Source organism: Streptomyces spiramenti, assembly GCF_012034385.1.
Lineage (GTDB): Bacteria > Actinomycetota > Actinomycetes > Streptomycetales > Streptomycetaceae > Streptomyces > Streptomyces spiramenti.
This window is the reverse complement of record NZ_JAAVJB010000089.1, coordinates 1-19,493: the sequence shown is the minus strand read 5'-3', so window position 1 is coordinate 19,493 and position 19,493 is coordinate 1. Positions and strand designations below refer to the sequence as shown.

General features: G+C 74.5%; 17 protein-coding genes and 2 riboswitches. Of the genes, 12 read left to right on the top strand and 5 right to left on the bottom strand.

Translation table 11 applies throughout. From position 1 onward, the window contains the following. Positions 1-90: 90 nt before the first annotated feature. The 3 genes from glyA to gcvT form a co-directional block, all read right to left on the bottom strand. Entirely contained in the window at positions 91-1,350 is a 1,260-nt protein-coding gene (glyA, locus tag HCJ92_RS12765; protein ID WP_167933671.1) for a serine hydroxymethyltransferase, read from the bottom strand. Between the two features lie 163 nt (positions 1,351-1,513). Beyond that, positions 1,514-1,891: a glycine cleavage system protein GcvH gene (gene gcvH, locus HCJ92_RS12760; protein WP_167933670.1), complete on the bottom strand. Its 378-nt coding sequence runs from the start codon at positions 1,889-1,891 to the stop codon at positions 1,514-1,516. Positions 1,892-1,994: 103 nt separating this feature from the next. After that, positions 1,995-3,158, bottom strand: coding sequence for a glycine cleavage system aminomethyltransferase GcvT (gcvT, locus tag HCJ92_RS12755; RefSeq protein WP_167933669.1), 1,164 nt, complete (start codon positions 3,156-3,158; stop codon positions 1,995-1,997). 66 nt (positions 3,159-3,224) lie between these two features. After that, a riboswitch (glycine riboswitch) is annotated at positions 3,225-3,317 on the bottom strand. 4 nt (positions 3,318-3,321) lie between these two features. After that, positions 3,322-3,412: riboswitch (glycine riboswitch) on the bottom strand. 206 nt (positions 3,413-3,618) lie between these two features. Here gcvT and HCJ92_RS12750 point away from each other — a divergent pair. The 6 genes from HCJ92_RS12750 to HCJ92_RS12725 all read left to right on the top strand — a co-directional run bounded on the left by HCJ92_RS12750 (position 3,619) and on the right by HCJ92_RS12725 (position 9,241). After that, a complete protein-coding gene (locus tag HCJ92_RS12750; protein WP_167933668.1) occupies positions 3,619-4,410 on the top strand; it encodes an enhanced serine sensitivity protein SseB C-terminal domain-containing protein in 792 nt (263 codons plus the stop codon). 246 nt (positions 4,411-4,656) lie between these two features. Continuing rightward, positions 4,657-5,388: an enhanced serine sensitivity protein SseB C-terminal domain-containing protein gene (locus HCJ92_RS12745; RefSeq protein WP_167933674.1), complete on the top strand. Its 732-nt coding sequence runs from the start codon at positions 4,657-4,659 to the stop codon at positions 5,386-5,388. Between the two features lie 93 nt (positions 5,389-5,481). Next, positions 5,482-6,372, top strand: coding sequence for a thioesterase family protein (locus HCJ92_RS12740; RefSeq protein WP_167933667.1), 891 nt, complete (start codon positions 5,482-5,484; stop codon positions 6,370-6,372). 249 nt (positions 6,373-6,621) lie between these two features. Continuing rightward, the gene (locus HCJ92_RS12735; RefSeq protein WP_167933666.1) at positions 6,622-7,095 is read left to right on the top strand and encodes a Dps family protein; all 474 of its coding nucleotides are present in this window, start codon (positions 6,622-6,624) and stop codon (positions 7,093-7,095) included. 193 nt (positions 7,096-7,288) lie between these two features. After that, complete coding sequence (locus tag HCJ92_RS12730) at positions 7,289-7,660, top strand: hypothetical protein (protein WP_167933665.1); 372 nt, start codon at positions 7,289-7,291, stop codon at positions 7,658-7,660. Between the two features lie 225 nt (positions 7,661-7,885). Further along, positions 7,886-9,241, top strand: coding sequence for a type III PLP-dependent enzyme domain-containing protein (locus HCJ92_RS12725; protein ID WP_167933664.1), 1,356 nt, complete (start codon positions 7,886-7,888; stop codon positions 9,239-9,241). A gap of 86 nt (positions 9,242-9,327) precedes the next feature. On the opposite strand, the gene HCJ92_RS12720 is transcribed toward HCJ92_RS12725, so the two are convergent. Next, positions 9,328-10,158, bottom strand: coding sequence for an N-acetylmuramoyl-L-alanine amidase (locus HCJ92_RS12720; RefSeq protein WP_167933663.1), 831 nt, complete (start codon positions 10,156-10,158; stop codon positions 9,328-9,330). A gap of 109 nt (positions 10,159-10,267) precedes the next feature. Between HCJ92_RS12720 and HCJ92_RS12715 the strand changes: the two genes are divergently transcribed. Both HCJ92_RS12715 and mnmA read left to right on the top strand, forming a co-directional pair. Next, on the top strand, positions 10,268-11,437 hold the full coding sequence (locus tag HCJ92_RS12715; protein ID WP_167933662.1) for a cysteine desulfurase family protein: 1,170 nt from the start codon (positions 10,268-10,270) through the stop codon (positions 11,435-11,437). A 174-nt stretch (positions 11,438-11,611) separates the two neighbouring features. Continuing rightward, positions 11,612-12,739, top strand: coding sequence for a tRNA 2-thiouridine(34) synthase MnmA (gene mnmA, locus HCJ92_RS12710; RefSeq protein ID WP_167933661.1), 1,128 nt, complete (start codon positions 11,612-11,614; stop codon positions 12,737-12,739). Between the two features lie 89 nt (positions 12,740-12,828). Here mnmA and HCJ92_RS12705 read toward each other — a convergent pair whose 3' ends face one another. After that, entirely contained in the window at positions 12,829-13,638 is an 810-nt protein-coding gene (locus HCJ92_RS12705) for a carbon-nitrogen hydrolase family protein (RefSeq protein ID WP_167933673.1), read from the bottom strand. 55 nt (positions 13,639-13,693) lie between these two features. Between HCJ92_RS12705 and HCJ92_RS12700 the strand changes: the two genes are divergently transcribed. The 4 genes from HCJ92_RS12700 to HCJ92_RS12685 all read left to right on the top strand — a co-directional run. After that, a complete protein-coding gene (locus HCJ92_RS12700; RefSeq protein ID WP_167933660.1) occupies positions 13,694-14,383 on the top strand; it encodes an SDR family oxidoreductase in 690 nt (229 codons plus the stop codon). Between the two features lie 203 nt (positions 14,384-14,586). Further along, on the top strand, positions 14,587-15,624 hold the full coding sequence (locus tag HCJ92_RS12695; protein WP_338054148.1) for a methionine synthase: 1,038 nt from the start codon (positions 14,587-14,589) through the stop codon (positions 15,622-15,624). A 14-nt stretch (positions 15,625-15,638) separates the two neighbouring features. Continuing rightward, entirely contained in the window at positions 15,639-17,966 is a 2,328-nt protein-coding gene (gene ligA, locus HCJ92_RS12690) for an NAD-dependent DNA ligase LigA (RefSeq protein WP_420824703.1), read from the top strand. 256 nt (positions 17,967-18,222) lie between these two features. Further along, positions 18,223-19,493: diguanylate cyclase domain-containing protein (locus tag HCJ92_RS12685; protein ID WP_167933658.1), on the top strand; the 1,271-nt coding region annotated here is incomplete at its 3' end.

Genomic DNA, 19,493 nt, shown 5'->3' with positions numbered 1-19,493 from the left:
CCGCGAAGGCCGTCTCCTTCAAGATCGCCGCGAGTGACGAGTTCCGCGACCGCCAGCAGCGCACCCTGGACGGGGCGCGGCGGCCGGGGGTCACAGCCCCGGGTACAGCGGGTACTTCTCGGCGAGCGCCGTGACCCGCGCGGCGAGCGCCGCGGTGTCGGGCGACGGCTTCAGCGCCTCGGCGATGATGTCGGCGACCTCGCGGAAGTCGTCCGCCTGGAAACCGCGCGTCGCCAGGGCCGGCGTGCCGATCCGCAGACCGGAGGTCACCATCGGCGGGCGCGGGTCGTTGGGGACCGCGTTCCGGTTGACAGTGATGCCGACCTCGTGGAGCCGGTCCTCGGCCTGCTGGCCGTCCAGGTCGCTGTCCCGCAGGTCGACCAGGACCAGGTGGACGTCGGTGCCGCCGGACAGCACCGAGACACCGTGCTCGGTCACGTCGCTGCGGAGCAGACGCTCGGCGAGCAGCCGCGCCCCGTCCAGGGTGCGCTGCTGGCGGTCGCGGAACTCGTCACTCGCGGCGATCTTGAAGGAGACGGCCTTCGCGGCGATGACGTGCTCCAGCGGCCCGCCCTGCTGACCGGGGAAGACGGCGGAGTTGATCTTCTTTGCCAGCTCCTGCTTGGAGAGGATGACGCCGCCGCGCGGTCCGCCGAGGGTCTTGTGCGTCGTGGTGGTGACCACGTCGGCGAACGGCACCGGGTTGGGGTGCAGTCCGGCGGCGACCAGGCCGGCGAAGTGCGCCATGTCCACCATCAGCAGTGCGCCGACCTCGTCCGCGATCTCGCGGAACGCCGCGAAGTCGAGCTGCCGCGGGTAGGCCGACCAGCCGGCGATCACCAGCTGCGGGCGGTGCTCGCGAGCGAGGCGGGCGACCTCCTCCATGTCGACCAGGCCGGTCTTCTCGTCCACGTGGTACGGCACCACGTTGTAGAGCTTGCCGGAGAAGTTGATCTTCATGCCGTGGGTGAGGTGGCCACCGTGCGCCAGGTCGAGGCCCAGGATGGTGTCGCCCGGCTTGATCAGCGCGAACATGGCGGCGGCGTTGGCGGAGGCACCCGAATGGGGCTGCACGTTCGCCGCCTCGGCGCCGAACAGCTCCTTCACGCGGTCCCGGGCGATGGTCTCGATGACGTCGACGTGCTCGCAGCCGCCGTAGTAGCGGCGGCCCGGGTAGCCCTCCGCGTACTTGTTCGTCAGCACGGAACCCTGCGCCTCCAGCGCCGCCACCGGCGCGAAGTTCTCGGAGGCGATCATCTCCAACGTGGACTGCTGGCGGCGCAGCTCGGCGTCGACCGCTGCGGCGACGTCCGGGTCCACCTCGTGGAGCGAACTGTTGAGAAGAGACATGGGGCCTTCCTGGCCTTCCTGTGCCGATGGCTGCGGCCGGGCGTCCGCGGGGCGCGGACGCCACGACCGGACGGGGCGGAGTGGTACGGGACGCGGTGGCGACGGAGCCGGGCCGCCGGGCGCGCGGGGCACGGAGCCGCACGGCCCCGTGCCCCACAGCCGGTCAGCCCGCGGTGAACTCGGTGTACTCGTCGGCCGACAGCAGGTCTGCCGGCTCCGAGTCCAGCCGCACCTTGAACAGCCAGCCGCCCTCGAACGGGGCGGAGTTCACCAGCGCGGGGTCGTCCACGACGTCCTGGTTGACCTCGGTGATCTCGCCCGTCACCGGGGAGTAGAGGTCGCTCACGGACTTGGTCGACTCCAGCTCGCCGCAGGTCTCACCGGCGGTCACCGCGGCACCGACGGCGGGCAGCTCGACGTACACCACGTCGCCCAGCGCGTCAGCGGCGTGCGCGGTGATACCGACCGTCGCGACACCGTCGGTGGCCGGCGACAGCCACTCGTGCTCCTTGCTGTAGCGCAGCTGCTGGGGGTTGCTCATGGCGTGGATTCTCCCGGGTTGAGGTGGTGCGAGGTCGTGCGGTCTTGGCAGGTGGACGCGGCGCGTGCCCGCGGGCGGGCCGAACCGGCGTGACACGGACGGATCAGCGCGCCCGCTTGTAGAACGGTAGGGCAACGACCTGGTAGCTCTCCCGGACACCACGGATGTCGACCCCGACGCCGGACTCCTCGGCTCCGGCGGGCGCGGCGAACGCCCCGTCCACGAACGCCATCGCGATCGGCCGGCCGAGGGTGGGGGAGGGTGCTCCGGAGGTGACGGTGCCGATCGCCGTTCCCTCGGCGTCCACGACGCGGTAGCCGGCCCGCGGCACCCGCCGCCCCTCGGCGACCAGCCCGACCAGCACCCGCGGCGCCGTCTCCTCCGCCCGCCGCGCGGCGGTCTCCAGCGCGGGCCGGCCCACGAAGTCACCGGACTTCTCGAACTTCACGACCCGCCCGAGCCCCGCGTCGAAGGGGGTCGTCTCCCGCGTCAGCTCGTGGCCGTACAGCGGCATCCCGGCCTCCAGCCGAAGCGTGTCGCGGCAGGAGAGACCGCACGGCACGAGACCGTCCTCGGCACCGGCGTCCGTCAGCGCAGACCACAGCGCCGCCGCGTCCCCGGGCGCGACGAACAGCTCGAAGCCGTCCTCGCCGGTGTAACCGGTACGGGCGATCAGCGCCTCGACGCCGGCGACCGTCCCCGGCAGTCCCGCGTAGTACTTGAGACCGTCCAGGTCCGCGTCGGTCACCCGGGCGAGGATGCCCGCGGCGGCCGGTCCCTGGACGGCGAGCAGCGCGTAGGCGTCGCGGTCGTCGCGGACCTCCGCGTCGAACCCGTCCTGCCTTTCCCGCAGCGAGTCCAGCACCACCTGGGCATTGGCTGCGTTGGCGACCACCATGTACGCGTTCTCGGACAGGCGGTAGACGATCAGGTCGTCGATGATCCCCCCGTCCACATCGCAGATCATGGTGTAGCGCGCCCGGCCGGGCTTGACGGCGGAGAGGTGCCCGACCAGCGCGAAGTCCAGCAGCTCCCCGGCGGCGGAGCCGGTGACGGCGATCTCGCCCATGTGCGACAGGTCGAACAGCCCCGCCGCCTCCCGCACCGCGCGGTGCTCCTCGCGTTCACTCCCGTAGCGCAGCGGCATGTCCCAGCCGGCGAAGTCGGTCATGGCGGCACCGAGCGCCCGGTGGGTGGCGTCGAGCGCGGTCCGGCGCGGGGCGGCGGGCGTGGCGGAGGCGTCCGGAGCGGACGGGGGGACGGTCATCTGCTGGCTCCCGGGGTGTGGACGGTGACGGTGCGCGGGGCGCACCCGTGCGGGCGCGCCCTCCCCATCTGTCATCGGCACCTGAGAGGTTCGCCGGCCCCGTGCCGGGGGCGGCTTGCACCGTCGGTGGGGCCGTGCGGCACGGCCCGCTTTTCAGATCTGCCTTCCACACGCGGTAGGTGGGCCTGAGAGATTCAAGGGAGGACTTGCTCCTTCGGCGCCCCGTGTGCCGGGGACTCTCCCGCGCGCGGTCGAACGGCCAGTGTGTGATTGTCGGCCCATCATCGCACGCGGGGTCCGTGCGGCCCCGGTGACCCGCCGCCGCCCCGGGGCGGGAGGGGCCGCCGGGCCGCCCCGTGCGGCACGGAGCCCCGTGCGCCCGCCCCGTGCGGCCCTCCGGAGCCGCACCGCCCCCGGGCCGGGCGCGACGTCGCGGAGCCCTGCACTAGGGTCAGCGTTCATGAGCGGAAGTGGGCCCGCACGGGGCGGAAGTTGGCCGGCCAACGAGCTGGAGGAAGCGCTGCAGGCGGCGGTCGGCGACCCCGGCGCCGGACCCCGGCTGATCGAGGTACTGGCGCGCAGCTCCCTGTGGGTTCCGCTGCCGGAGGGCGGGGGCCCGCAGAGCACCGACCTCGACCTCCCCACCCTGGAGATCCAGGGCGGCGTCTACGTACCCGTCTTCAGCTCCGTCGCCGAGTTCCACACCGCGGCCGGTTCCCACCTGTCGTTCGCGGTCGCCCCTGGGCGGGAGTTCGCACGCGGTCTGCCGCCCCAGGTCGGCATCGTCGTCAACCCCGGCGGCACGATCGGTGCCCCGGTGCCCGCCCCCGCCGTCGCGGAGATCTGCCGTGTCGAACTGGACGGACTCGCGACGGGAGGCCCGCGCGGCGCCCGGATGAGGCTCTTCGAGCCCGACTGGCAGGAGGAGCCGGTGGACTTCCTCGGCTCCGTCGCGGGAGAACTGGCCGTACTGGGGTACGTCCGCACCGCCCGGCGCGGGCTGATCAGCGCCGAGGGCGGCGCTCCGGCGCTGTGCGTGGGGGTCGAGGTCGACGCCATCGAGCACCGCACCCACGGGGAGCTCCAGCAGGCACTCGGGCGCGCGCTGGCGCTGCATCCCGTGCCGTGGCCCGTGCAGCTGGTGCTGATGGACGCCGCCGAGGACCCGTTGATCGACTGGCTGCGCACCTGCATCGGCCCGTTCCACCGGCGTGAGGACCAGTACGCGGCCGACAGCGGCCACGGAATGTAGCGCTCTCCGCTCCCGGTCCGGCGCCCCCCCCGCGCCCGCCCGCCCCGCTCCGAACCGGACTGATGCCGAAGGCGCACGGGGCGGGACACGGCCCCGTGCCTCGCGCCCCGCGTCACCACCTCGCGCCGTCCCACGGGGTGGCGCGGCGGGGTGTCCCGACCGGCCACAGCCCTGCTTGGATGGGCGTGGCGCCGACGCACCCCGCTCGCGCCGCGCCCGACGGACGACGAGGGAGGCGTGCCCAGCATGAACGCGGGCCCCACCGTGGCCGAGCTGCGTTCCCGGGTGACCGGCCCCGACCGCCTCGCGGCGTACGAGGAACTGCTCGGCGCGCTGTCCCGCAGGGACGTCCACATGCCGCTGTGGGACGGCGCCCCCGACGACGAGGACGCCCGGTTCGGTCTGACCGAGGTCGACGGTCACGCCTACGCGCCCGGCTTCACCTCCGAGGAACGCCTGGCCGCCGCCGGCTGGGGGCGGGCACACCTCGTCCTGCCCTCACGCGACGTCGCCGCGGCCCTCTACCGCGAGCGGTGCGGTCTGTGGCTCGACGCGCACGAACCCGACGGTGGCATGGGAGTTCCCTGGCTCGACCTGCGGCGGGTCGCGGAGGGGCTCGACCGGCTCCCGGCCGGCCCCCTCCACCTCGCGGAACCCGCCGCTCCGCTGCCTGACTTCTACCGGCGGCTGACAGCCGAGGCGTCGCGCGTTCCCGGGCTGCGGCGGCTGTGGCGGGCCTGGGTGCGCCCCGCCATCGGCGAGCCGCACCTGGCCGTGGGTGTCGAACTGGACGAGTCGGCCGCGCACGCCGCCCCGTCCGTGCCGCCGATGCTGCGCCGCGCGCTTCCGCTGCTCCCCCCGGGCGTCACCGTCGCCGGTGTGGACATGGGCGACCCGTACGACCCGGTGGCGCTCTGGCTGCGTTCTGCCTCGCTGCCGTTCTACGACCGGGACGCTTCGCGCCCCGCAGCGCCGTAGGCCAGTGGCGGCTCCGGGGGTCGGCCGGCCGCTCCTCGCGCCGAGCACCCGGCTTGCTACCGGTCGGTAGCCTCGCGCGGTAGCGTCACTCGTATGGCTCACAGCGCACCCCCGGCGGGACCCGCCGCAGACGAAGCACGCACCGCCCCCGACATCGACCACGAGTTCGATCGCGACACCGCGCTCGCGCCACGCGGCAACGGCGAGTTCGACGCGGTGATCTCCGGAGGCTGGTCGATCCTCGGCGCCGTCAACGGCGGGTACCTCAAAGCGATCCTGGGGCGCGCCCTGGCTCTGACGCTGCCCCACCCGCACCCGTTCACCGCCACGGCCCACTACCTCTCCACCCCTGCGCCCGGCCCCGCGGTGCTGCGGACCACCCTGCTGCGCGCGGGGCGGACGCTCTCCACCGGGACGGCCTCGCTGCTCCAGACGGACGAGCACGGCGCCGAGGTCGAGCGCGTCCGCATGACCGCCACCTACGGCGACCTCGACGCGCTCTCGCAGCACGTCGCGACCACCGCGACGGCGCCGCACGTCGCTCCCTACGAGCAGTGCGTCGCGATGGATGCCGCCGGGGGCCCCGGCGCGCTCGGCGACATCCCGATCGTGGAGCGCCTCGCGTCGCGGCTGGACCCCGACTCGACCGGCTGGGCTCTGGGCCGCCCCTCGGGGCGGGGCCGCATGGCCGGATGGTTCGCCTTCGCCGACGGGCGGGAGCACGACGCGCTCTCGCTGCTGCTCGTGGGCGACGCCATGCCGCCCGCCGCCTTCGATCTCGGCACGATCGGCTGGACCCCCACCGTGGAGCTGACCACCCATGTCAGGGCGCGCCCCGAACCCGGTCCGCTCCGGGTGCTTGTGGCCACCCGCAATCCCGCCGGCGGATTCCTGGAGGAGGACGCCGAGGTATGGGACTCCGCCGACCGCCTCGTCGCCCAGTCGCGCCAGCTTGCGCGCATGCCCCGTCCCGCGGCCGGGTGACCCGCCGGGGGCCGGTCACCCGGCGCCCGGCCCCCGGACGGCCCCATGGTCGGCGTACGGGGCGAGCCGTCGGCGCACGGGGCGCCGGTCCGCAAGGTCCAGGCGGGGGCCGCGGGGCGCCAACCGGCACGGGCCCCGCGGCTCTTACGGCTCCGACGTCCCCAGATCGCCGCTCTCCGGCAGGGCGCGGCCCTGCCCCCGGGAGTACCGTGAGGGAAAAGCCCCGATCAGGCAGGAAGTGGACAATCTATGTACACGGTGAAGAGCACACTGCCCGACGAAACCCTCAAGGTCGTGGGGGAGGCGCTGCAGGGCGCCCTCGTCGACCTGGTGGACCTCTCCCTCGTGGCCAAGCAGACGCACTGGAACGTCGTGGGACCGCGGTTCCGCTCCATCCACCTCCAGTTGGACGAGGTGGTGGACAGCGCGCGCAACTACTCCGACATCGTCGCCGAACGCGCCTCCGCCCTCGGGATCTCCCCGGACGGCCGCGTCGGCACCGTGGCGACCGGCACCGGCATCGCCACCACGGCCGAGGGCTGGCAGCGTGACACCGAAGCCGTCGCGACCCTCGTGGCGGCGCTGTCCTCCGTCGTCGCCCGCATGCGCGAGCGCATGAACGCCACCGGCGAGGTGGACAGCGTGACCGAGGACATCTTCATCCAGGTGACCGGCGACCTGGAGAAGCACCACTGGATGTTCCAGGCCGAGAACGTCGGCTGAGTCGACGGCCATCAGCGGCCGACCTGCGAGGACGCGGAGTCCACGCGGTCGGCTGCGTCGCGCGAGATGCGCAGGGCCACCGGACCCCGCCCACGGGCGGAACGGCTCCGTAACGCGCACCGCACCGGCAGGCGCCCGCGGCGCCGTACCTTCACGCGACTGCGACTGCGACTGCGACTGCGACTGCGACTGCGTGTTGCGGTGGCGACGGCCCGGTTTCGGTCCCGGCGGCCACGGTGCCCGCATCCCCGAGGACCGTCCCGCCGTCCCCGGACCGCTGCCCGACCACGACGGACACAACGCCGGTGTCGAGTCGCGTCTCCTCGACGGCGTCCGCCACCACTTCCGTTTCGACCACAGCTGCGACGTCGTCGTCTCGCCACTGGTCGAGGACGCGCGGTGGATGGCCCGGTTCGCGGCGGTACACCTCCGGCAGACCGGGGGGTCGCACGACGAGGCGTACCGGGGCGGACCCGTCACCCCCGCCGACGCCGACTCGAGGCCGGTCGCCGACGACGCAGACCGGAACGACACCACAGGGATACGGCCGGCCGGTCCGCCGTGACCGGCCACTACGCGTACCTCCTGCACTCCGCCATTCAAGGGGTACGACCTGCCCGACCCGGACGCGACCTGACAGGCGCGCGGAGGTGCGCCGGCAGCCCGCTGCGTCCGCCGCTCCCGCCCGCTTGCCTCCGCAGGTGGCGGGCCGGAAACCGGTCGGGCGCGTGACATCCCGCACCGCGCTCCCTCTCCCCGCGCACCGCGCGGACGTGCTTGGCTGCTGACCATGGCAGACCCGAACGAGACCGCGACCTCCGGCGGAGCCGCCGCGCAACTCCGCGCCCGCCGAGACCTGGCCGTCGCCGCCGCCGTGCGGCAGGGCCTCCTCGACGACGCGTACCCGCTGACCGCCCTGCTCGACCTGCGGACGGTCCGCGAGACCGTCCACGCGCTCCACGACGCCTTCGCCGGCCTCGGCGCCCCCAGCCGGCCGCCGTTGCACACCTTCGCAGTCAAGGCTGGGTCGCTCGTTCCCGTCCTGCGGCTGCTCAACGACCTGGGCATGGGCGCCGAGGTGGCCAGCCCCGGGGAGCTGGCCCTCGCCCGGGCCGCCGGCGTGGCCGCCGACCGGACCGTCCTCGACTCGCCCGCCAAGACCACCGCGGAGCTGAGCGAGGCGCTGCGGCTCGGTATCGCGATCAACGTCGACAACCCGCAGGAGCTGGCCCGGCTCGACGCGTCGGTCGCCACCCGACCGCCCCGGGCCCCTGTCGGACTGCGGATCAACCCGCAGCTCGGCGCCGGCAGCATCGACGCCATGAGCACCGCCACCGCGACGTCCAAGTTCGGCGTCGCCCTCCAGGACCCCGGCGCACGGAACTGGGTGCTCCGCGCCTACGCCGAACGCCCGTGGCTGACCGCCCTCCACTGCCACGTCGGCTCCCAGGGCATGCCGCTGGACCGGATGGCCGCCGGCGTCGCGACCATCGTCGAACTGGCGGAGGAGATCAACGACGCAGCCGTCGCTGCCGGCGGGCGCCCGCAGGTCGACACGCTCGACATCGGGGGCGGCCTCCCCGTCAACTTCGCCTCCGACGAGGTCACCCCCGCCTACCGTGACTTCGCCGACCTGCTGGGCGAGCGCGCCCCCGAGGCGTTCGGCGGGCAGTACCGGATCGTCACCGAATTCGGCCGCTCGGTGCTGGCCAAGGCAGGGGTCGTCCTCGCCCGCGTCGAGTACACCAAGGACGCGGGCGGGCGCCGGATCGTCGTCACGCACGCCGGAGCCCAGGTCGCCACGCGCACCGTGTTCGCCCCCGACTCGTGGCCGCTGCGTGTCGCCGCGTACGACGGCGACGGCGCACCGCTCACCGCCGCGCCCCTGAGGCAGGACATCGCGGGGCCCTGCTGCTTCGCCGGCGACCTCGTCGCCCGCGACCGGGAGATGCCCGAGCTGCGCCCCGGGGACCACGCCGCGCTGCTCGACACCGGCGCCTACTACGCCTCGAACCCGTTCGGGTACAACAGCCTGCTCCGCCCCGCTGTCCACGGCTTCACCGTCGGCCCTGGGGGCGCGGTCGAGTTCACCCCGCTCCGCCGCGCGCAGACCGTCGCCGAACTGGTCGCCGAGTCCGGAGGCTGAGCGGCCCCGGGCAGCCCGCCCCGCCCCGCTCCGTCGCCGGACGACGGGCGCCCCGGCCGGCCCCGGCGTGCCGGGGACGACCCTGCTCAGCCCAGTGCGTCGCGTTCGGACCGGACCATCTCGATGTACCGGTCCCACTCCCAGGCCGACCCGGGGCAGATCCGGACGACGTCCGGAACCTCCCGGTGTCCCACGATGTGGTCGCGGTCGACGGGGATGCCGTGCCGCGCACAGATGCCTGCCACCAGCACCGCCGAGGACATGTACATCGCCTCGGTCAGGTACTCGGGCTGGTCCGCCCAGCCCTCGTGCTCGATGCCGACGGAGCGCTCGTTGAAGGCGCGGTTTCCCGCGTGGTAGGCGACGTCGAGCTCCCGGACCATCTGCGCGACGTGACCGTCCCCCGACCGCACCACGTAGTGCGTCGACGCGCGGTGCGAGGGGTCCTGGAAGACCTTGAGCGTCACGTCGTAGGTCGCCTCGGGCATGTGCACCACCACGCGGTCCACCCCGAAGTCGCGGGGCCTGCTCGCCCTCCGCAGGTTGGCGCCGGAGGCCGGGATCCACTCCGCGCCGACATGGTCGACCTCCCCCTCGACCCGGGGCGCCGCCGCACCGGAGTACCGCCACCACCAGCGCTCCAGCTCGTCACGCCGGCTGTACCCGAACGCCCCGGCGCCGCCGAGCACCACCGCACCGGTCAGGAGCGCGCGGCGGCTCACCCCGCCCTGCCGCTTCTCCCGCTCCGCGTCACGGCGGGCGCGCCGGGGACCCGGGGCATCCCGTCCCGCGGCGCCGCCCGTGGGCGTGCCCCCGGCGGGCTCCGGCGCGTGCGGCGCACCGTCGCCCGCGGCGGACTCGTCCGGCCCGCCGTCGTGCCGCGGCCGAGCGGCGTCGCGCTCCGGTTCCCTGTCCATTGCTCCTCCGGTCCTCGGCCCCAACAACGCCATCGCGCCCCTCACGGTTCCCCGACCCACTCGGGCGCCCTGCACCCGCCGGCACGGGGCTCGTAGAATCGGCGTCACCATGCCGTACTTCGACCACGCCGCGACCACGCCGATGCTGCCCGAGGCCATCGCGGCGATGGCCGCCCAGCTGCCGCTCACCGGCAACGCATCCGCCCTGCACGCCGCCGGTCGTCGTGCCCGGCGCACCGTCGAGGAGGGGCGCGAACAGTTCGCCGCGGCCGTGGGCGCCCGCCCCAGTGAGGTGGTGCTGACCTCAGGCGGCACCGAGGCCGACAACCTCGCCGTCAAAGGACTCTACTGGGCACGCAGGGACGCCGACCCGCGCCGCGTACGCGTGCTGGCCAGCCCGGTCGAGCACCACGCCGTGCTCGACGTGGTCCAGTGGCTCGGCGACCACGAGGGCGCCCGCGTCGAATGGCTGGCCGTCGACCGGTTCGGCCGGGTCCACCCCGACACGCTGCGCGAGGCGATCGCCCGGGAACCAGAGGACGTCGCCCTGGTCACCGTGATGTGGGCCAACAACGAGATCGGCACGGTGCAGCCGATCGCCGACCTCGCGGCGGTCGCCGCCGAGCACGGCGTCCCGGTCCATTCCGACGCCGTGCAGGCGGTGGGCCAGATCGAGGTGGACTTCGCCGCGTCGGGGCTCGCCTCCATGGCGGTCTCCGGCCACAAGATCGGCGGGCCCTACGGCGTCGGAGCGCTGCTGCTGGGCCGGGAGTGGAGCCCCACCCCCGTGCTGCACGGCGGCGGACAGGAACGCGACGTGCGCTCCGGCACCCTCGACGTACCGGCCGTCGCCGCTTTCGCCGTCGCCGCCGAGGCCGCGACCGCCCGCCGCACCGGCTTCGCACGTGACATCGGCGCGTTGCGCGACGACCTCGTGACGGCCGTCCGCAGCGCCGTCCCCGACGCGGTACTCAACGGCGACCCGGGCCCCGGCGGCCGACTCCCGGGGAACGCCCACTTCGCGTTCCCCGGGTGCGAGGGAGACTCGCTGCTCCTGCTGCTCGACGCCCAGGGCATCGCCTGCTCCACCGGGTCCGCCTGCACCGCGGGCATCGCCCAGCCCAGCCACGTGCTGTTGGCGGTCGGTGCGGACGTCGACCTCGCGCGGGGCACCCTGCGGTTCTCCCTGGGCCACACCTCCACGCGCGAGGAGGTCGCGGCGCTCGCCGCCGCCATCGGGCCCGCCGTGGAGCGGGCCCGGGGCGCCGGCCTCAGCTGACCGGCGGGGTGCCCGCCGCCGCGCTCCGCCCCCCGCCTCTCCGGCCCGGATCCCCGAACCGGTGCTTCCCCCGCCCCGCCGACACCGGCCCTCGGCCCGACCTCGCTCGCCTCCCCCGCTCCGTGCGCACCGCCGCCCGGCTTCCCGCGCGGGGCCCGTACCCTGGAACGCGTTATGACTGCCACTCCTCGTTTGCGTGTCCTCGCCGCGATGTCCGGCGGGGTGGACTCCGCCGTGGCAGCCGCCCGCGCCGCGGAGGCCGGCCACGACGTCACCGGCGTCCACCTGGCGCTCTCCGCCAACCCCCAGTCGTTCCGGACCGGGGCCAGGGGCTGCTGCACGCTGGAGGACTCCCGCGACGCCCGCCGCGCCGCCGACGTCATCGGCATCCCCTTCTACGTCTGGGACCTCGCGGAACGCTTCCGCGAGGACGTCGTCGACGACTTCGTCGACGAGTACCGCGCCGGCCGCACCCCGAACCCGTGCCTGCGCTGCAACGAACGCATCAAGTTCGCGGCACTGCTCGACCGCGCCCTCGCTCTCGGGTTCGACGCCGTCTGCACCGGCCACTACGCCAGGATCGTCACCCGGCCCGACGGCGAGCGTGAGATGCACCGCGCCTCCGACGAGGCGAAGGACCAGTCCTACGTCCTCGGCGTTCTCGACGCGCGACAGCTCGCCCACGCGCTGTTCCCGCTCGGCGACACCCTCACCACCAAGGCGGAGATCCGCGTCGAGGCCGAACGCCGCGGTCTGGCCGTCGCGAAGAAGCCCGACAGCCACGACATCTGCTTCATCGCGGACGGCGACACCCAGGGCTTCCTCGCCGCCCGCCTCGGTGCCGCCGAGGGCGACATCCTCGACGAGGACGGCGAGCGCATCGGCACCCACCAGGGCGCCCACGGGTTCACCGTCGGTCAGCGCAAGGGCCTGCGGGTCGGCCGCCCCGCCCCCGACGGCAAGCCGCGCTACGTCCTGGACATCTCGCCGGTCGACAACACCGTCACGGTGGGGCCGGCGGAATCGCTCGACATCCGCTCCCTCACGGCGATCAGGCCCCGCTGGTGCGGAGCCCCGCCGCAGGGACCCGCCCGCTACACGGCCCAGCTCCGGGCCCACGGCGACGAGACACCCGTCACCGCGGCACCGGAGGGCGAGGAGCTGCGCGTCAGCTTCGACGCCCCGGTACGGGGCGTCGCACCCGGCCAGGCCGTGGTCCTCTACGACGGGACGCGCGTCGTCGGGTCGGCGACCATCGCCGCGACCCGACGCGCTTCCGACGAGGCCGCCGCAGGTCACTGAGCCCCCCCCCGGGGCCGCGGCCCGGCGGACACCCGCCGGGCCACGCCCCCGAACGGCTGCTGCGGCGAACGCCCGGCGTCCGCCCCGCCTCAGCCGGGCAGCACGTCGGTGCGCCGGTTGGTCAGCACGGGTACGGCGTGCCGTGCCTCTTCCACCGTCTTCTCCGTGTCGACCTCCACCGTCACCAGCCCGGGCTCGGCACCGAGCCGGCCGACCACCTCGCCGAGCGGCGACACGACCATGCTGTGTCCCACCCCGGTCGGCGCCTTGGCCGACGGGGTGACCCCCACCGAGGCCGGGTCACCCTGCCCGCACGCCGCCACCCAGCAGGTGCTGTCCAGCGCCCGCGCCCGCACCAGGATCTCCCACTGCTCGATCTTCCCCGGGCCCGCGCCCCAGGAGGCCGGCAGCAGCACCACGCGCGCACCGTCCTCGGCGAGTTGACGGAACAACTCCGGGAAACGCACGTCGTAGCAGGTGGCCACACCCACGGTCGTGTCCCCGACCGGCACCGTCACGGCCCGGTCGCCGGGCGCCACCGTCTCCGACTCGGCGAAGCCGAACGCGTCGAAGAGGTGCAGCTTGTCGTAGTGGGTGTCCACGCCGCGGCCCGTGATCAGCAGCGTGTTCTTCACCCTGCCGTCGGGGGAGGGGGTGAACATGCCTGCCACCAGCAGCAGCCCGGTGCGTTCCGCGACGGCTCGCACGCCGTCGGCCCAGGGGCCGTCCAACGGCTGTGCGACGGGCCCGAGCGGAATACCGAAACGGGCCATCGCCGCTTCGGGGTACACCACCACCTCGGCCCCCTCGTCGGCCGCCCGCGTCGCCTGCTCGGCGATCGCACGGAGGTTGTGCTCCGGATCGGTGCTCGACACCAACTGACTCAACGCGATTCGCATCATGCCTCCCTCACCCCTCTCTACCACGCACGGCCCCGTGCGGAATCATGGCGACATGGCTACTCATGTGATCACCGGTGCCGGATCGGGCATCGGCGCGGCACTCGCGGAACGACTCGCCGAGCGAGGCGACGACCTGTGGCTCTGGGCACGGGACGCCGGCCGGGCCAAGGAGCTCGCCGCGCGGTTCCCGGGGGCGAGGACGCTGGTCGGTGAACTGTCCGATCCCGTCAGGCTCTCCTGGGCGCTCGGCCACCAGCAGCTTCCCGACCGGATCGACTCGCTGCTGCACGTCGCCGGAGTGGTGGACCTCGGCGGCGTCGGCGAGCTGACCCCCGCCGCCTGGCAGCACCAGCTCGCGGTCAACCTCGTCGCCCCGGCCGAGCTCACGCGGCTGTTCCTGCCGCAGCTGCGGCTCTCCCGCGGCCACGTCGTCTTCGTCAACTCCGGCGCGGGGCTGCACGCCCACCCGCAGTGGGGCGCCTACGCCGCCAGCAAGCACGGCCTGAAGGCGCTCGCCGACTCACTACGGGGCGAGGAGCAGCCGCACGGCGTGCGGGTCACCACGGTCTACCCGGGCCGCACCGCGACGCCGATGCAGGTCAAGGTGCACCAGCAGGAGGGCAAGGAGTACGACGCGGCCCGCTGGATGACCCCGGAGTCGGTCGCCGCCACCGTCCTGACGGCGCTGGACCTCCCGCACGGCACCCATCTCACCGACCTCACGGTGCGCCCCACCGGCTGACGCCTCTTCGGACGGGGCGCGGGCGCCGCGCACGGTACGCGGCGCGGCGCCCCGTGCGGCGCCCCGTGCGGCGCCCCGTGCGGCGTTCCGCCCCGCGCGAGCGGGGCCGATGGCGCCCCCCCCGCTCGCGCCCCGTGCGGCGTCCGGCTTCCGCCGGGCACCTCCGGCGGGGCGAGGCCCCGCCAGCCGCATACGCTTCGCGGGTGACTGAGATCGCGCCCGACCTCCGCAACGCCCGCCCCTGGGGCCCCGCCGCCGCCACCGGAGTCGGTTCCCTCCCCGGAACCGACGCCCGCGAGGCTGCCCGTACCGCAGCCGGCGCACTGGAGACCCTGGTCTTCCTGCCCGAACTCCCCGCCCGCGGGCCCGGTGCCGACATGATCGGCCGCACGGCCGGCCTCCTCACCGAGCTGCACGCCCAGGTCGAACCCAGCGGCTGGCGCATCGCCGACCACCCGGGGCGCGACGCGCGCCGGGCGGCGGCCTGGCTGCGGGAGGACCTCGACGCGACGGAGGAGTACACCCAGGGATACGAGGGGGGGCTGAAGGTCGCCGTCACCGGTCCCTGGACCCTGGCCTCCGCCCTCCAGCGCCGCAACGGCGAGGCGATGCTCGGGGACCCCGGAGCCTGCCGCGACCTCGCAGCCTCCCTCACCGACGGGGTCCGCGACCTCCTGGCCGACCTCCGCCGGCGTGTGCCCGCGGCCCGCCTCGTGCTGCAACTCGACGAACCCGCCCTGACCCCCGTGCTGGGCGGCCACGTGCGCACCGCGAGCGGCTACCGCACCTACCGCGCGGTGGACCGGGTCGTCGTCGAGGACGCCCTGCGCTCCCTCGTCGACGCCGCCGGCGACAGCCCCACCGTGATCCACTCCTGCGCCCCCGACGTGCCGTTCGCGCTGCTCCGGCGCTCCGGGGCTGCGGCCTTCTCGTTCGACCTGTCGCTGGTCACCGAACGTGCCTACGACGCGATCGGTGAGGCGGTGGAGGACGGTGTCACCCTGTTCGCCGGAGTCCTGCCCGGCGACGGCGCGGATCCCGCGGCACTGTCGGACCCTGCCGGTACGGTCAGTGGTGTCAGGTCGCTCTGGCGCAGGTTGGGGCTGTCGCCCGCACTCCTCACGGAGTCCGTGGTGATCACTCCGACGTGCGGTCTCGCAGGCGCCTCCCCGGCCTACGCCCGGGCGGCGCTCACCCACTGTGCACGTGCGGCCCGATCCCTCGCCGACAACCCTGAGTGACGGGAGACCAGACGGTGGAAGAGCAGGGGCTGCCCGCCGAGGCCCGCGAGCGGCACGCCCGCCTCGCCGAGCGGATCGAGGAGCACCGCTTCCGGTACTACGTCCGCACGCTGACCATCAGCGACGCCGAGTTCGACCGGCTGATGCGCCGGCTCCAGGAGCTGGAGGAGGAGTTCCCGGCCCTGCGGACCCCCGACTCCCCGAGCCAGCGGGTCGCCGGCACCTACCAGACCGAGTTCACGGCGGTCGAGCACCACGAGCGCATGCTGTCGCTGGACAACGCGTTCGACGATGAGGAGCTCGACGCCTGGGCCGCCCGGGTCGCCGAGGAACTCGCCGGTATCCCGTACCGGTACCTCTGCGAGCTGAAGATCGACGGCCTCGCCGTCAACCTCACCTACGAGCGGGGTCTCCTCACCCGCGCCGCCACCCGCGGCGACGGCCGCACCGGCGAGGACATCACCCCCAACGCCCGCACCATCGACGGAATCCCGCACCGCCTGGAGGGCGAGGAACCCCCGGAGTTGCTGGAGGTGCGCGGCGAGGTCTTCTTCCCGATGGAGCGGTTCGAGGAGCTCAACGCCGGGTTGGTGGAGGCGGGGGAGAAACCGTTCGCCAACCCCCGTAACGCCGCGGCGGGTTCACTGCGGCAGAAGGACCCCAAGGTCACCGCGGGCCGCTCGCTGCGAATGGTGGTCCACGGCATCGGCGCCCACAGCGGGCTGACGCTGGGCAGCCTCTCCGAGGGCTACCGCATGCTGCGCGCCTGGGGCCTGCCCACGTCTCCCGCGGCACGCGTCGTCGCCACCCTCGACGAGGTGCGCGCCTTCGTCTCCTACTACGGCGAGAACCGGCAGGCCGTCGAGCACGAGATCGACGGCGTCGTGGTCAAGGTCGACGAACTGCCGCTCCAGGGGCGCCTGGGCTCGACCTCCCGCGCCCCGCGCTGGGCGATCGCCTGGAAGTACCCGCCGGAGGAGGTCAACACCAAGCTGCTCGACATCCGCGTGGGCGTGGGCCGAACCGGCCGGGTCACCCCCTACGCCGTGGTCGCCCCCGTGACCGTCGCCGGGTCGGAGGTGGAGTTCGCGACCCTCCACAACCGCGAGGTGGTGCAGCGCAAGGGCGTCCTGATCGGGGACACGGTGGCGCTGCGCAAGGCAGGCGACGTCATCCCCGAGATCCTCGGGCCGGTGGCCGACCTGCGGGACGGCTCCGAGCGGGCCTTCGAGATGCCCACGCACTGCCCCGAGTGCGGCATGGAGCTCCGCTCCATGAAGGAGGGGGACATCGACCAGCGGTGCCCCAACGCCCGCTCCTGCCCCGCGCAGCTGCGTGAGCGGATCTACTACCTTGCGGGGCGCCGGGCGCTCGACATCGATCACTTCGGTTACGTGGCGGCGACCGCCCTGACCCAGCCGCTGGAACCCTCCGAACCCCCGCTCTCGGACGAGGGCGGCCTCTTCGACCTGCGCATCGAGCAGCTGCTGCCGATCCGCTCCCACGTCCTGGACCCGGACACCGGGCTGCCCAAGCGCGACCCGGAGACCGGCGAGCCGAAGACCGTCCACTTCTTCGCCAATCAGAAGGGCGAGGCGAAGAAGAACGCCGTCGCCATGCTGGAGGCGATCCAGGCGGCGAAGGAACGCCCGCTCGCCCGCATCCTGACAGGGCTCTCCGTCCGCCACGTCGGGCCGGTCGCCGCCGAGGCGCTGGCGCGGGAGTTCCGGTCGATCGACCGCATCGCGGCGGCGTCCGAGGAGGAGCTCGCCGCCACGGAGGGCGTCGGGCCCACCATCGCCGCCTCCCTCAAGGCGTGGTTCGCCGAGGAGTGGCACCGCGAGATCATCGATCGCTGGCGTGCCGCCGGCGTCCGCATGGCCGACGAGGCCGCAGAGGAGGAGGGCCCCCGGCCGCTCGCGGGCATGACCGTGGTCGTCACCGGCACCCTCGCCGAGTACACCCGCGACGGTGCCAAGGAGGCATTGCAGAACCTCGGCGCCAAGGTGTCGGGTTCGGTGTCGAAGAAGACCGCCTTCGTGGTCGTCGGTGAGAACCCCGGGTCCAAGTACGACAAGGCGGTGCAGCTCAAGGTGCCCGTGCTCGACGACGCCGGGTTCGACGTCCTGCTGGCGGACGGAGCCGAGGCGGCGCGGGCGGTCGCCACCAACCGGCCCCCGGAGGAGGCCGTCCCCGGGGAGGCCGCCCCGGGGGAGGCCGCCGATGCCCCGGCGCCCGAGGCCGCCGACGCCGCCGGGGCGCCGGTCGCGGCGGAGCCGCCGTCGCCCGCTGCCGACAAGGCCCCTGATGGCCCCGAGGCACCTGGTGCCGACGACGACTGACGCCCCGTCTGCCGCCCCCGCGTCGCGTGGGGGCGGCGGTCACCCCCTCCCGCCCGGCGGACCCACCCGCACCGTCGCAGGTGAACCCGGTCGCGGCCACTCGAACGGTCGGTGTGAAACCGCCCCTTGGTGGGGGATGCCATAGCGGAGAAGCCGTTCGCCGCGAACGGCAGCACACCGGTGGCGGTCCGGTGGGCGGGCACCACCCGGCCGGTGGTGGCACCCGGCCTCGCCGAACGCCGCGAAGGAGGCCCGCATGGAGTCGGCTCGCGTCGGGAGAACCGTCGGCCGCGTCCGCTCCGGCGCCTCGGCACCGGGGCGGGCGCCACGGGCCCTGGTCCAGGCGGGCGCCCTCGCCGCCCTGACCGCGGCACTCGCCCACACCCTCGTCCACGGGCAGCCGTGGCTGCCCCACGGCGCGGCGGCATGGGGCCTGCTCGCCCTCTCGGTCGCGCTCGCGGTGCCGTCCCTGTTGCCGGGCCACCGCACGGCACGCCCCACCGGCGCGGTGGCGCCCCTCGCCCTCGCCGGGCTGCTGCTCCACGGTCCTTTCGCCGCGCTCCTGCTGGCGCTGCCCCTCGTGCTGGCCCCGGCCGTCCGTCGGGGCCGCAGACGCCCGGCCCTGGTACGCGCCTCCTGTGAGATCGCAGCCCTGGCCGGCGCCGCCGCCGTCGTCACCCTTGCCGGGCTGCTGCCGCCCGGCGCAGGCCCGTGGACACCGGAGCAGTGGTGGCGCACCGTGCTGCCCGCGTTGGTCGTCGGCGGGGCCACGCACGTCCTCGCCCGAGGGTTCCTCACCACCCGCTGTCTTCCGCCGACCCGGAGCCCCGCGAGCCCGCCCCGCCCGGCGCAGGCCGCTGCCGCGCTGCTCGCCGCCGCCCCGCTGATCGTCGTCGTCGCCACCCACGCGCCGGTCCTCCTGCCGCTGTTCGCCCCCGCCCTGGGGGCGTTGGACGTGGCACTGCGGTCCGCGCGTGCCCGGGCGGCCGACCGCCTGCTGGACCCGCTGACGGGCCTGCCCAACCGCCGCTGGCTGATCCAGCGGACGCGGGACGCCCTCGCCCGGGCGGAGAGCGGCGGCGGCCGGTGCGCCCTCGTCCTCATCGACCTCGATCGTTTCCGGTCCGTCAACGACACCCTGGGGCACGGCACCGGCGACAGGCTGCTGCTGGAGATCGCCGAACGCGTCGAGCGGGCGGCGCCGCCCGGCGCGGAGACGGCACGACTGGGAGCGGACGAGTTCGGCGTGCTGCTCCCCGCCGTCGCCTCGGTGGGCGCGGCGCACCGTGCCGCCCGCGAGGTCGTCCGTGCCATCGAGGCCCCCGTCGAACTCGACGGTCTCACCGTGGTGGTGGAGGCGAGCGCCGGCGTCGCGGTCTATCCCGACCACGCGGCCGTCCGCACCGGGCGGGGCGCTGCGGTTCCGCCCACCGACCCGCGCCGCCGAGAGCCCGCCCACGCACCCGCCGAGTCCTCGCGGTCGCGGGACAGCGCGGACCGCGACGCTCCGCCCTCGCCGCCCGACAC